Source organism: Bacillus sp. AFS073361 (assembly GCF_002567005.1).
GTDB lineage: Bacteria > Bacillota > Bacilli > Bacillales > Cytobacillaceae > Neobacillus.
Genome location: NZ_NUZU01000001.1, coordinates 53,480 through 68,105, shown reverse-complemented (window position 1 = coordinate 68,105; position 14,626 = coordinate 53,480). Strand labels below are relative to the sequence as shown.

Sequence of the window (14,626 nt, the reverse complement as noted above, 5' to 3'; positions counted from 1 at the left end):
ATCGAATTGTACAGGTCATCTTCTGGGGGGATTCCGTTGACAGTCGGGGAACTATGCCGAACACTTATTGTAGACGATGAAATGTTAATCAGACAAGGGATTAAGCACTATATCAATTGGGAACAAGAGGGTTTTATGATTGTTGGCGAGGCTTCAAACGGTCAAGAGGCCCTTGAATTAATCGAAGCTACCGATCCGCATATTATCATTACAGATATCGTGATGCCCATCATGGATGGGGAGGAATTAACCAGAATTGTGAAGGAAAGATATCCTCATAAAGAAATCATTATTTTAAGCAGTTTTGGCGAATTCGATTATGTCCGTTCCACCTTTCAAAGCGGTGTTGTTGATTATATATTAAAGCCGAAGCTTAACGCAGAAGGCCTTTTAAAGGCACTGAAAACGGCCGCTAATCGAATTCCTGCCTTTCAAAAAATGGACCAAAGATTAACAGGAAATCTCCCGATTGGGCAGATTATCGATAAACTTATTTCAGGATATGAAGTAAATTATAATCCAGATTTAGTATCTCAGGCTTTTCCGTTTAGCCACTTTTGTTTAATCGGAGTAGATTTAAGAAACCGCCATCAATCTAAAAAAAGTACAGAATTCAAAACTAGTATCAAGAGGGAAATCGAAGAGGCATTTCAGCATAACAAAAGCCAAGCTGTTCTCGAGCCCTTAAGTTTGGAAGAAAACATCATTGGATACTTAATGAATATGAATATAGAGAATTTTCCCGAGGTCATTAAAATGGCACGCCAACTTGATCAAAGCATTCCGGGAATTAGTCTTGTTTTGACGGAGGCGTTTACCGACCTTTCATTAGTAGGGAACATGTACAAGGAAGGTCTTATAAAATTGTTAGATTATCGCTTTTATTTTTTCAATCAACCATTGTTAATGGTGCAGGATCTCCCTAACCTGCCTTCTAAACCTGAAAAATTTAATTTGGATTGGTTTACCGAGGAGTTAAAGCGAAAACATTTTGACTCAGCCTTTCAGTATTTACAAGAACATATCCAAGTCATGTCTTCTTGTTATACGATGGACGTCCTTGAATATAAAGCTTTCTTTGGCAACATTATTTTCAACATTACCATTCTCCTAAGTAATATGAAATATGATGTATCAGATCTGGAAAATGCGAAGTATTCCTATTTTCGATCGATTGATGAAGCGCCTTCAGCAACGGCTACAGTTGAATTAATGAATCATTTTATTGAAGAAGCGAAAAAATGCATTTTTTCGGTGCAAAGCGAGCCGGAAGATATCAATATGAAAAAATTAATGGAGTATATTGGAGAATACTATGCCGAGCCGCTTACCTTAACAGGCGTGGCAAAGCATTTTCATTTTAATCCATCATACCTTTCTAACTATTTTTCAACACATAGTAGAGAAGGTTTCATCGAATATCTAAATCGAATCCGGATTGAGGAAGCGACGAAGCTGCTTATGGAGGGAACGGAATCGATCTCTGAAATTAGTGGAATGGTAGGTTACTCGGATCATAGCTATTTCTGTAAAGTTTTTAAGAAAATCAAGGGATTGTCTCCAAGCCAATACAAAAGACAGCAAAAACTAAGATAAGAGATGGTGAATTATGAGATTGATTCCCGAACGTTTTAAACATAACGGTTTATTTATCGTTATGTTTTTCATTACAGTTTTGATGATTATCACAGTTTCGATCACGATTACATGGACAACCATTCGGATGTCGGAGCAATTTTTTATTAAAAAGTTTAGCGTGACGAACTCAAAAGTAATGAATCAGGTAAAGGAGAGCTTCGAATCCTTTAATTATTCAGTCGTTCTTGCATCGAACAATCTCCTTCAAAGCACTACAATTAAAAAAGTTCTGATGTCGGAGGAATTCAGCAATAAAGAGAAGTTAAATGCCTATTTTAATACAGGTCAACAGTTAAAGCGGATCGAAACCAATTTAGATGCTTATGAGGAAAGCATTTTTGTTATGGGCAGAAACGGGTTCAGCTTTGCAACGGATCGTACGTACTGGCCAATTACGGATGAAGAGTTAAGGACTAGTGTCCTTACTAGTAATACGTTTAAGCAGCCGAAGAAGCTGATCTACCAATTGGACATGCGGAATGATGGAACGAATCGCCAGTTCATTGTTGCATCAAAGGTGCTAATGGAGCGAATCAACGGTACGGTTTATGGTTCAATGTTTTTTGCGTTTGATGAACGTGAATTTAGAAGGTTCTTCACAAGCTATACAGGCCCCGGCAATAATGTGTTTGTTGTAGACAAGCGGGGTGTCATTGTGTCGAGCAATCTGTCAAAGCTCATTGGACAAGCACCAAAGGGCTTTCTGAGCTATGCAACTAAAATTGAAAAGAGCTCAGACCGTTATATTATTGATTCCTTTATGGGAAAGGATCAAATTATCTCAATGGAGTACCTTCCTTCTTTTGATATGTACTTGTTTAATATCATTGACAAGCAAAAAGCAGTCGGAGACCTAATTGATAAAAAAGCTATTGTGCTCATTTCGATGGGAATTGTCTTTGCGGCATTAATCATTGTCCTGCTCGCCACAAGGAGATTGACCAATTCATTATCAAGTCTGGTGAAGCAGATTGAAGATGCCTCAAAACATAATTTCCATCAATATGTCTCTGCAAGCGGCACCTATGAAACCATGAAAATTGGCAATGCCTTTAATTCCATGCTGGATGAGCTCCATCAGTATGTCGACCAGCTGGTAGAATCTCAAAAGCAGAAGCGTAATGCGGAATTAGCAGCACTTCAACAGCAAATCAATCCACATTTTTTGTACAATACGCTGACTTCCATAAAATTTATGGTGCAGCAGGGTAGTAAAGAAGAAACCGAAGCGACCATTAATGCATTGATCTCTTTGCTTCAAAATACCATTGGCAATGTCAGTGAGACAAATACGATTGGACAAGAAGTCGATAATTTAAAAAATTATGTCCTAATTAATCAAAAACGGTACGGCAATCGGATTAAAGTGAACTATTTTATCGCGCCAGATTGTATAGAGTATCATGTGCCCAAGCTGATTTTGCAGCCTTTTATGGAAAATTCATTCTTCCACGGCTTCAATCATAAGCCTGGCGGGTACATCAATGTTCTTGTCTGGCAGGAGGAAAATGTATTAATCTGTGAAGTTGTTGATAATGGAGATGGTATGGAGGTTTCTTCTGAAAATAAACTCCCTAATACGAAGCGCAAACAACAAATGTTTTCCGGAATTGGCGTCCGGAATGTTCATGAGCGGATCCAACTTATTTACGGGGAACAGTATGGGGTCACGATATCCAGCGAATTAGGTGAAGGGACAAAGGTACGACTGGAGCTTCCGATTTCCATAAAGTAAAAATAGTCATAAAATCTAAAAATAATCCAAATGAATTAAATGGAAGCGTGTTCATGTTACAAAGATATTACCATCCAATAAAAATATCGTCCTAACGATTCAGTCCTTTTAGGTGATAACATTATATTTGTAAGTGGGATAACGCTTACATAAAATAGGATGTTGGGGGAATATCAATGAAAAAAGTACTAGCACTCTTTTTAGTTAGTATACTGATGCTAACTGCTTGTTCTTCGGGATCAAATAAAGAGACTTCCGACAAAGGCAAAGATACAAATGAAGTAACAGTTTGGGCATGGGATCCAAATTTCAACATTAAAGCAATGAATATAGCAAAAGACGCTTATAAGTCTGAAAATCCAGATGTAAACATTAAAGTAATTGAACATGCGCAAGATGACATTATTCAAAAGTTGAATACCAGCTTAAGTTCGGGGACTACAAAGGGATTACCGAATATTGTATTAATTGAAGATTATCGGGCGCAAAGCTTCCTTAAAGCGTATCCAGATATGTTCCATGAGTTAACGGGTTCTTTTAAAGCGGATGATTTCGCACAGTATAAAATTGCCCCTACCAGCTTGGATGGCAAAAATTATGGCCTTCCATTTGATACAGGTGTAACGGGACTTTATGTAAGAACTGACTATTTGGAAAAAGCGGGATACAAAGTCGCAGATTTACAAAACATGGACTGGAATAAATACATTGAAGTAGGTAAGAAGGTTAAAGAAGCAACTGGGAAAGCAATGCTTACACAGGATCCAAAAGACCTTGGTCTTATTCGTATGATGATTCAAACAAGCGGTTCTTGGTACTTAAAGAACGACGGCGTTACACCTGACTTAGCAGGAAACGCAGCTTTAAAGGAAGCATTCCAAACATATAAAGCGATTTTAGACGCAGATTTAGTAAAACCGGTTTCTGACTGGGGTCAATTTGTTGCAGGATTTAACAGCGGTGACGTGGCAACTGTTCCAACTGGTAACTGGATTACTCCATCCATCAAGGCTGAAGCATCACAAGCCGGCAAATGGGCGGTTCTTCCGATGCCAAAGCAATCTGGAATTGCAACTTCCGTGAACGCTTCTAACTTAGGTGGAAGCTCTTGGTACGTGTTAAACATCGATGGTAAAGAAAAGGCTGCGGACTTCTTAGGAAAAACATTTGGATCTAATGCAGATTTTTATCAGACATTAAATAAAGAAATGGGCGCTATTGGTACTTACAAGCCAGCTGCTGAAGGCGAAGCTTATAAAGCTGCGGATGATTTCTTCGGAGGACAAAAAGTAGTTTCTGACTTTGCTGCTTGGACAGAGAAAATTCCTCAAGTTAACTATGGTATGCACACATATGCTATTGAAGACATTTTAGCGGTTGGAATGCAAGATTACCTTAAAGGTAAAGATCTAGATAAAGTATTAGAGGATGCTCAAAAGCAAGCAGAAGAGCAAATTAAATAACACAACAAGCTAGAAAGTAACAATCTACTTTTAAAGAGATTATGCCTTAGAATTTCGCCGGCTCTGCCATTCATGTATTGGAGCTAACTGATGCATCAGGCGACTTTCTGAGGCGTTTTCTTTTCTTAAACTCACAATGTAAGGAGTTGACTAGAATTGATAACAGCGAAAGAAAACCACACTCAAGCCCTTCTAAAATCAAATTCCGGCGGCCGCAAAACTCGGCTGAAAAATAATATCATTGGCTGGTCATTTGTTATTATCGCTGCCGTAATGATTCTTTTATTTTACTTCTACCCAATGATTCAGGCTCTTATTTTATCCTTTCAAACAGGTGTTGGTGCAAATCTAACCTTTACAGGAATCGATAATTATACGCGGCTATTTAAAGACCCAACATTCCTAACCACGGTAAAAAATACAGTCATTTATCTAATCATTCAAGTACCGGTTATGATTTTACTAGCTTTATTTCTTTCGGTTCTACTAAATAATAAAGCGTTAAAGTTTAAGGGCTTTTTTCGTACAGCCATCTTCTTACCATGTGTAACCTCACTTGTTGCCTATTCCGTCATCTTTAAATATTTGTTTGGACAAGATGGAATTATTAATATGATGTTAATGAAAGTTGCAATCATTTCAGAACCCATCCAATGGCTTACCGATCCTTTTTGGGCGAAAATCGCGATTATTGTGGCAATTACTTGGCGTTGGACCGGTTACAACATGATTTTCTATTTATCTGCTCTTCAAAACGTTGATGAGTCCATCTATGAAGCAGCTAGAATCGATGGCGCTTCGCCAGTTCAACAGTTTTTCAAAATAACCATTCCAATGTTGAAGCCGATTATTCTATTTACATCAATCACTTCAACGATTGGTACACTGCAGTTATTTGACGAGGTCATGAATATTACTAAGGGTGGTCCGGGTAATGCAACAATGACTATTTCTCAGTATATCTATAACTTATCGTTTAAATATACTCCGGACTTTGGGTATGCAGCCACCGTCTCTTATGCAATCGTAATTATGATTGTTATCTTCTCGATCATTCAGTTTAAAGCGGCAGGTGATAAAAATGAGTAGACTAAAAAATACATTCAGTTATACCGTTCTAGCCATCGCAGCGATTGTCTCTGTGTTTCCATTTTTATGGATGATTGTAAGCTCGACAAACAAGTCTGTTGATGTAACGCAAGGAAGGATGCTTCCCGGCAGTCACTTTATGGAGAACCTTCGCAATCTTCTGGACACTGTTGATCTTGTGCCTGCATTAATCAATTCAACTAAAATCTCGGTATTAACAACCATCCTTGCGATGCTGATTGCATCTTTGGCGGGATATGGATTTGAAATTTATAAAAGTAAATCAAAGGATTTTGTGTTTAATATATTACTAGTTTCAATGATGATTCCTTTTGCGGCTTTGATGGTACCGCTCTTTAGAATGTTTGCTTCCATCTCACAATCCTTCTCGATCATTGGGATTGATACAATCGCAGCTGTCATTTTGCCGACCGTTACAACCGCCTACCTGATCTTTTTCTTTAGACAAAGCACGAAAATGTTTCCAAAAGAAATTCTTGAAGCTGGAAGAATTGATGGCCTCTCGGAATTAGGATGTTTCTTTAAGATTTATGTTCCTACCATGAAAACCACTTACGCTGCTGCGGCGATCATAACCTTTATGGCAAGCTGGAACAGTTATTTATGGCCGCTGGTTGTATTGCAGTCACCTGAAAACCAGACGATCCCACTATTAATTTCAAACTTAGGTTCAAGCTACTCACCTGACTTTGGAATGATTATGACAGCAATTGTAATAGCAACCTTACCAGCAGCACTAATCTTCTTTATCATGCAAAAGCATTTCGTTGCCGGTATGATGGGATCTGTTAAATAGTAGGTACTTGGAAAAATAGAAATAGAAAAGAGTGATCATGATGTCAACAATTCCAAAACTAGATTGGCTTACGGATGTGAATGTGTTTGCTGTGAATCGACTGCCTGCACATTCCGATCACATATATTACGAAACGCTGGAACAAGCAAAACTTGAAGGTCCAATGGCTTTGCGCTATGACCTAAACGGAAATTGGAAATTTAGCTATAGCGTTAATCCGAACAATCGTCCGGAGAATTTTTACCAGGAGAACTTTAATTGCTCTGGCTGGGGGGACATCACCGTTCCTGGGCATATCCAGCTTCAGGGGTATGGAAAACCTCAATATGTGAATACCATGTACCCATGGGACGGCCTAAACGAGATTCGTCCGCCAGAAATTCCACAAGACCATAATCCGGTGGGCAGTTATGTGAAGATGTTTACTGTACCAGAAAACATGAACAATAAGCCGGTGTATATTTCTTTTCAGGGAGTAGAATCAGCGTTTTATGTGTGGCTAAACGGAAAGTTCGTCGGCTATAGCGAGGACTCCTTCACGCCAGCTGAGTTTGACATTACCCCATTTGTAACTAAAGGTGAAAATAAATTAGCGGTCGAAGTTTACCAGCGAAGCACAGGAAGCTGGCTGGAAGATCAAGATTTCTGGCGTTTTTCAGGAATATTCCGTGATGTCTATCTCTATACTGTACCAGAGATTCATGTCTATGATGCAGATGTTCGTGCGGAATTGAATGATGCTTTTACGCAAGGTACGCTTAAAGTAGACCTCAAGCTATTGTCTGGCAGCTCTTCACCTTCAAAAATTGTAACAGAGTTGTACGATCGAGAAGGCAGCCTAGTATCTACTTGTACGATTGAATCTGGTGACGGAAAATGGTCAACAGCAATGGATGTTGAGGGTCCAAAATTATGGAGCGCAGAAAGACCGAATTTATACAAGCTTTATATACAGGTTTATAACGAAAAAGGCAATTTAGTAGAAGTGATTCCACAGAAAGTGGGCTTCCGTAGATTTGAACTTATCGATAAAATTATGCATCTTAACGGTGAACGGATTGTATTCAAGGGCGTAAATCGCCATGAATTTAATTGCCGGACCGGCCGTGCGATTACCAAGGAAGACATGCTCTGGGACATTAAAACACTGAAACAAAATAACATTAATGCAGTCCGGACGTCTCATTATCCGAATCAGAGTTATTGGTACGATTTATGTGATGAATACGGTGTCTATGTTATCGATGAAATGAACCTGGAAACGCACGGATCATGGCAAAAGATGGGGGCAGTCGAGCCGTCCTGGAACATTCCCGGGAATAAGCCGGAATGGGAGAATATTGTAATGGATCGGGCTGTTTCTATGGTTGAACGGGATAAAAATCATCCGTCCATCCTGATATGGTCGTGCGGGAATGAATCTTATGCGGGTGAGGTCATTCTTAACGTGTCTAAATATTTCAAAAGAGTGGACCCAAGCCGCTTGGTTCATTACGAAGGTGTATTTCATGCCCGCGAATATAATGATACTAGTGATATGGAGAGCCGCATGTATGCCAAGCCGGCTGATATTGAGGAGTATTTGAATGCAAATCCCGAGAAACCATACATTAGCTGTGAGTATATGCATGCCATGGGAAATTCACTTGGCGGGATGTACAAATATACAGATCTAGAGAAGAAGTATCCAATGTATCAAGGCGGTTTTATTTGGGATTATATTGACCAGTCCCTTATCAAAAAGGATCGCTATGGAAATGAATTTTTTGCCACCGGCGGTGACTTTGAAGACCGTCCAACCGATTACGGCTTCAGTACAAATGGTATCGTTTATTCCAATCGAGAACTTTCACCTAAGATGCAGGAAGTCAAATATCTATATCAAAACTTTAAGTTAAACCCAGATCAGACCGGGGTATTAATTATTAATGACAGCCTTTTCGCTGATCTAACTGATTATGAATTAGAATACGCCCTTTATCTTGAGGGCAAGGAATTGTATCGAAACAAGCTAGAGGTTAATGTAGGACCTCAATGTTCAGGAAGAGCTGAATTTAAGCTGCCTGCTGATATCACGAGTGCTTCTGGGGAGTATTGTATTCAAACCTCCTTGGTCTTAAAGGAAAACACACTCTGGGCTGATGCTGGTTATGAGATTGCATTTGGACAATTTGTGTTTCAGGTAAAGGCGGAAGAAAAGTCTGCCGCAGTTCAGGGAGAGTTAAGAGTCGTCGAAGGCGATGTCAATATAGGTGTCCATGGCAGGGACTTTACGATCCTGTTCTCGAAACAGGCGGGCAGTCTCATGTCGCTTAATTACGCCGGGAAAGAGATGATTGCTCTGCCGCCAGCACCATTATTCTGGCGGGCAACGACAGATAATGACCGCGGCTACTCCCAAGGTTTCCATTCGGGGCTTTGGTACGCAGCCAGTCTGACCAGAAGATGTGTTGCTATTGATCTTAAAAATGACAAAGGTCAGGTGACCGTTGCCTTTACTTATAAATTATCAATAAGTGAAGAAGTGGTAGTGAAAATAAGCTATACGGTTTTTGCTGATGGCAGTGTCCGTGTGAAATCGGTCTATCATGGCGCAAACCATCTTCCGCAGATGCCGATTTTTGCCGTATCCTTTAAGGTGCCTGCAGATTATGATCAATTAGAATGGTACGCCATGGGTCCTGAAGAGAACTACTCAGACCGTGCGATGGGTGCAAGACTGGGCATCTTTAAAAATCAAGTATCAGATAATTTGTCCGGATATGTGATGCCGCAAGAGTCTGGCAACCGAACTGGAGTACGTCGTGTTAGGGTAACAAATAAACAGGGACAGGGAATAAAAATATCGGCGGAGGCTGAACCATTAGAATGCAACTTTTCGCCATATACAGCTTTTGAACTCGAGAATGCTCAACATCATTATGAGTTGCCAAATGTTCATTACACCGTTGTGACGGTCGCAGGCAAGCAAATGGGCGTTGGCGGAGACGACAGCTGGGGTGCACCGGTGCATGATGAACACCTGATTTATGCTGACAAAGACATGGAATTCGAATTTGTGATCAATAGAATTTAATCAATATATTTAACACTTACAAGGGAAAGAGTCTGGGTTTACAGCTCTTTCCCTTGATATTAGAAAAGAGGTCAAAATGGTGAAGGAGAAAGCGATGCTTATTCATTTGAATCAAAAGGACAGGCAGTTTCATTTAACAAATGGCCAAGTAAGTTATATTTTTCATGTCATGAAAAATGGGCAGCTCGGCCATCTTTATTACGGTAAGGCATTACGCCACAGAGAAGACTTTTCCCATTTGCAAACGTATGATGTGCCAACAGGGGCAACTACGCATATATATGCTGACGACCCAGCATTTGGATTAGAGACGCTGCGTCAGGAATTCCCTGCCTACGGAAATTCAGATTTTCGCGAACCAGCAATCATCGTTAGTAAAACCACAGCAAATCATATTCCAAATTTCACATATGAATCGTATCAGATCCTTGAAGGGAAACCTCGTCTTGAAGGACTCCCAGCAACTTATACAGAGGACAATCAAGATGCAAGTACACTTCAAATTTTCTTAAAAGATGAGTTCCTGCAAGCGGAATTGCAGTTAAATTATACAATTTTCCTTGACAAACCTGTCATCACGAGAAGTGCTTCGATAAGAAATGCGGGTTCCGAAGAGCTGGTTATTGATCGATTCATGGGAGCATCGCTCGACCTTCCGGATAAAGATTTTGTATTTACCCATTTAGCGGGGACATGGTCAAGGGAACGGCATCTAAAGGAAAGAAGACTCGAAACAGGCATTCAGTCTATTTCTAGTCTGCGCGGGGCCAGTTCTCACCACCATAATCCGTTCTTGGCACTAAGGCGGCTAGAAGCAACGGAACATACAGGGGAAGTATATGGCTTTAATTTTGTATATAGCAGTAATTTTTTAATGCAAGTAGAGGTCGATCATTACGACATGGCAAGACTTACGGTTGGAATTCATCCGTTCGGCTTCAAGTGGAATTTAAGACCGCAAGCTTCATTTCAAACCCCAGAAGTCATCATGGTTTATTCTGATCACGGATTAAACGGGATGAGTCAGGCTTTCCATTCTCTTTACCGTGAGCATTTGATTCAAGGTCAATGGAAGAAGGCCGTACGTCCCATTCTAATTAATAACTGGGAAGCCACTTACTTTGATTTCGATGAGGAAAAACTAGTGAATATTGCTAAATCTGCAAGTGAACTAGGAATAGAATTGCTTGTCCTTGATGACGGCTGGTTTGGAAAACGGAACGATGATACCTCCTCCCTTGGTGATTGGCATGTTGACTTAAATAAGCTTCCCAATGGACTGGAGAGCCTAGCAAAGAAAATTAATGAGACCGGAATGAAGTTTGGACTTTGGTTTGAACCGGAAATGATCAGTCCGAATAGTGAATTATTCAACGAGCATCCTGATTGGGCCGTAGGTATCCCAGGTCAGCACTATACATTGGGACGTAATCAGCTGGTCCTAGATTTTTCAAGACAGGAAATCGTGGATTATTTATATGATAAAATGTCCACAATTATTAAACAAACAAAGCTGGCCTATATTAAATGGGACATGAATCGAAACATCACCGAAGCTTTTTCGAATAACCTACCCGTTCATCAGCAGGGTGAATTTTTCCACCGTTATATTTTAGGAGTTTATAATCTCTATGAGCGATTAACAAGCGATTTCCCACATGTGTTGTTTGAATCGTGTGCGGGCGGGGGCGGACGGTTTGACCCTGGGATGTTGTATTATGCACCGCAGGCTTGGACGAGTGATGATACAGATGCGATTGAAAGGCTGAAGATCCAGTATGGCACATCCTTTGCGTATCCGGTTTATAGTATGGGGTCTCACGTTTCGGCTGTTCCGAATCACCAGACATTACGGTCCACACCATTACAAACAAGGGCAAACACTGCTTACTTTGGAACATTTGGATATGAATTGGACCCACTCAAATTGACCGAAGAAGAACGTGAGGAAATTAAAGAGCAGGTTGCTTTTTACAAAGCGCATCGAGAGTTGATTCGTGATGGTCAATTCTATCGCTTGTTGAATCCATTTTCAAATAACGAAACTGCTTGGATGGTGGTAAGCCAAGATCATTCGGAAGCATTGGTTGGCTGGTATAAAGTACTAGCAACTCCGAATCCTAAGAAACAGCAATTGCTGCGACTCAGTGGATTAGATGAGTCAAAAGACTATCAGGTGACTGGGAGCGAGCGGACATATTATGGTGATGAACTAATGACTGTGGGGCTGCAGCTTCCAACAGAGTTTAATGGTGTCAATGGACGGAGTTTTGAACGTGGGGGAGATTTCCAATCACAAGTCTATTATATAAGAAGCATAGAGGATAAATTAAATTAACATTATAATGACAGATGGCCTTGGACTGTACCGAGGCCATTTTTATTTTTAAAAACAAAATTAAAATCTTAAAAAATATGTATTTGACAAAAAGCGCTTACAATATTATGATAATACCAGAAAGTAAATTAATTTAATTAACTAATGAGGACACATAATTTGTAAATATTTCCTCATCCTAGAAGTAACCAAAAATTTTTACCTAAATAAGGGGGATAAAAATGGTTAAGAAAAAGAAATGGCTTGGTATAGCTTTAACTGCTGCGCTAGCTCTCGGATCTTTAGCGGGATGCTCAAGTGCGAAGGACAAAGATACTTCAGAAGGCGGAAATGGGGAGAAAATTACTTATTGGGCGCCATTCTCTGGCGCAGATGGTCCGCGTATGAAGACGATTGTTGAAAACTACAATAAGTCACAATCTAAGTATCAAGTAGATTTCCAAGTTGTTCCCCAGTCTGACTATTATAAGACGGTTGACCTTGCTTTTTCTGGTCAAAAAAATGCTCCAGATTTATTAATTATGCATACTGATCAGCTGAAAAATTATGCAGATAAGAATTTATTAAAGGATTTAACTGACACTGTCGAAAAAGCAGGCGTTAAAGCAGAAGATTATGCTGAAACTGCTTGGAAGGCCGGCGATATTGGCGGTAAGCACTATACCATTCCTTTAGATATTCATCCATTAATTATGTACTATAATAAAGATTTATTTAAAGCGGCCGGTTTAGATCCAGAAAAGGCACCGACAAATCGTGAGGAGTTCCTAGCCGCTGCTAAAAAACTAACAGACTCTAGTAAGAATCAATATGGTTTTGTAGTACCAACTCTTTGGCCAAACCAATTCATTTTCCCAACTATTTTATTCCAAAATGGCGGCGAATTAATGAAGGATGGTAAGCCAAACTACAATAGCCCAGAAGCGGTTGAAGCGTTAACGTTCTATCGTGATTTGATTCATAAAGAAAAGGTGTCACCTGAAAATGTTCAACAAGATGGTGAAGTAACATTATTCTTACAAGGTAAAAACGCGATGCATCTAAATGGTCCATGGATGATGGAACAATGGGATAAAGCCGGAATTAACTATGGAGTTGCTCCAGTGCCGCAATTAGGAACAAAACAACAAGCAGTTTATGCAAATGGGCACAATTTCGTGGTACCTGCTACTGTTACAGATTCAAAAAAATTAGATGGTATTACTGATTTCTTAAAATATGTTGCTGGAAACACAATGGAGTGGGCTAAATCAGGACAAGCACCAGCTTCAAAAGCAATTTATGAACAAAGTGAAGAATTTAAAAAGATGAAGCAACAGCCAATCGTAGCTTCAGAATTTAAATATGCTAAGTTTGCTCCTGCCGTTGCCAACTGGGGTCAATTGTCTGACCCGCTATGGGCTGAAGTGAACCTTGCTCTTTTAGGCAAGAAGGATCCGCAAAAAGCATTAGATGATGCCAAAAAAAAGGCGGAACAAGTTTTGAATAAGTAATCATTAAAGGAGGCGGACGGAGGTTGAAACCCGTTCGTCTCTTGTTTTTCCACTAGTAGGAAACCGAAAGGAGGAAGGTAAATGAGAAGTACAAGCTGGAAATCACAATTGACTTCAAGTCTTTTTGTACTCCCTTACTTGATTTTATTTGTTATTTTTCTTTTAATTCCAATTGGATATGGGGCATGGATAAGCTTGCATAACTGGGATCTATTAAACCCTGTCCATGAATTTGTAGGATTTAAGAACTATACAAAGATCTTTGACACTGATTCTTACCTTAATGAACTGTTTTTCGAGGGTCTTAAAAACACCTTCCAATTCGTTGTATATAGTGTTCCTTTATTGGTTGTGGTTGGATTAGGTTTAGCATTGTTAGTAAATGCTCTACCTGGTAAATTCAAAGGTTTTTTTCGTACAGTTTACTTTATTCCCTATTCTGTTTCTGTTTCAGTGGTTGCAATTATTTGGTTATGGATCCTAGATACAAACAGCGGGTTAATTAATCAATATTTACAAAAGATGAATCTGCCATTAATTCCATGGTTAACAGACATGCCTTGGGCCTGGATTTCACTTGCTATCGCGACTTTATGGTGGACAATTGGTTTTAACATGGTTATTTTTATCAACGCACTAAATGATGTTTCTGAAGAACTATATGAAGCCGGTTCTCTTGATGGCGCCAACCGCTGGCAGCAGTTTATTCATATCACGATCCCTAGTATTAAACCTACAATGCTTTTTGTTGTTATTACATCAACGATTGCCTCATTTAATATTTACGGGCAGCCTTATTTAATGACACGTGGAGGTCCAGGGACTTCAACAAAGGTTTTATTAATGAATATTGTTGATGAAGCCTTTAAGCAGCGTCAATTAGGGAATGCAGCTGCCATGTCATTACTTATGGCTTTGATTATGATCGTTATCTCAATCTTGCAATTCCGAATCACAAATCGAAAGGAGTAGGTCAG

Annotated in this window: 9 protein-coding genes; all 9 read left to right on the top strand. The window is 39.7% G+C overall.

From position 1 onward, the window contains the following. Positions 1–36 precede the first annotated feature (36 nt). The 9 genes from COJ96_RS00260 (at position 37) to COJ96_RS00220 (ending at position 14,621) form a co-directional block, all read left to right on the top strand. Entirely contained in the window at positions 37–1,596 is a 1,560-nt protein-coding gene (locus COJ96_RS00260; RefSeq protein WP_098570999.1) for a response regulator transcription factor, read from the top strand. Positions 1,597–1,609: 13 nt separating this feature from the next. Next, positions 1,610–3,373, top strand: a complete 1,764-nt coding sequence (locus COJ96_RS00255) for a sensor histidine kinase (RefSeq protein WP_098570998.1) — start codon at positions 1,610–1,612, stop codon at positions 3,371–3,373. Positions 3,374–3,549: 176 nt separating this feature from the next. Next, on the top strand, positions 3,550–4,836 hold the full coding sequence (locus COJ96_RS00250; RefSeq protein ID WP_098570997.1) for an ABC transporter substrate-binding protein: 1,287 nt from the start codon (positions 3,550–3,552) through the stop codon (positions 4,834–4,836). Positions 4,837–5,061: 225 nt separating this feature from the next. Next, the gene (locus tag COJ96_RS00245; protein WP_285851361.1) at positions 5,062–5,925 is read left to right on the top strand and encodes a carbohydrate ABC transporter permease; all 864 of its coding nucleotides are present in this window, start codon (positions 5,062–5,064) and stop codon (positions 5,923–5,925) included. Then, positions 5,918–6,742 carry a carbohydrate ABC transporter permease gene (locus COJ96_RS00240; RefSeq protein WP_098570995.1) on the top strand — a complete coding sequence of 275 codons (825 nt, stop codon included), beginning with the start codon at positions 5,918–5,920 and terminating at the stop codon, positions 6,740–6,742. The genes COJ96_RS00245 and COJ96_RS00240 overlap by 8 nt, the downstream gene beginning before the upstream one ends. A gap of 40 nt (positions 6,743–6,782) precedes the next feature. Beyond that, positions 6,783–9,818, top strand: coding sequence for a beta-galactosidase, LacZ type (gene lacZ / locus COJ96_RS00235; RefSeq protein ID WP_373561644.1), 3,036 nt, complete (start codon positions 6,783–6,785; stop codon positions 9,816–9,818). Positions 9,819–9,912: 94 nt separating this feature from the next. After that, the gene (locus tag COJ96_RS00230; RefSeq protein WP_098571098.1) at positions 9,913–12,156 is read left to right on the top strand and encodes an alpha-galactosidase; all 2,244 of its coding nucleotides are present in this window, start codon (positions 9,913–9,915) and stop codon (positions 12,154–12,156) included. Positions 12,157–12,377: 221 nt separating this feature from the next. Then, positions 12,378–13,649 carry an ABC transporter substrate-binding protein gene (locus COJ96_RS00225; protein WP_098570993.1) on the top strand — a complete coding sequence of 424 codons (1,272 nt, stop codon included), beginning with the start codon at positions 12,378–12,380 and terminating at the stop codon, positions 13,647–13,649. An 81-nt stretch (positions 13,650–13,730) separates the two neighbouring features. Continuing rightward, the gene (locus COJ96_RS00220; protein ID WP_098570992.1) at positions 13,731–14,621 is read left to right on the top strand and encodes a carbohydrate ABC transporter permease; all 891 of its coding nucleotides are present in this window, start codon (positions 13,731–13,733) and stop codon (positions 14,619–14,621) included. Positions 14,622–14,626: the final 5 nt, after the last annotated feature.

Excerpts from the sequence above, each read along its gene's own strand:
- COJ96_RS00225 (WP_098570993.1), top strand. The coding sequence starts at position 12,378 with ATGGTTAAGAAAAAGAAATGGCTTGGTATAGCTTTAACTGCTGCGCTA.
- COJ96_RS00220 (WP_098570992.1), top strand. The coding sequence starts at position 13,731 with ATGAGAAGTACAAGCTGGAAATCACAATTGACTTCAAGTCTTTTTGTA.
- COJ96_RS00250 (WP_098570997.1), top strand. The coding sequence starts at position 3,550 with ATGAAAAAAGTACTAGCACTCTTTTTAGTTAGTATACTGATGCTAACT.
- COJ96_RS00240 (WP_098570995.1), top strand. The coding sequence starts at position 5,918 with ATGAGTAGACTAAAAAATACATTCAGTTATACCGTTCTAGCCATCGCA.
- COJ96_RS00255 (WP_098570998.1), top strand. The coding sequence starts at position 1,610 with ATGAGATTGATTCCCGAACGTTTTAAACATAACGGTTTATTTATCGTT.
- COJ96_RS00230 (WP_098571098.1), top strand. The coding sequence starts at position 9,913 with ATGCTTATTCATTTGAATCAAAAGGACAGGCAGTTTCATTTAACAAAT.
- lacZ (WP_373561644.1), top strand. The coding sequence starts at position 6,783 with ATGTCAACAATTCCAAAACTAGATTGGCTTACGGATGTGAATGTGTTT.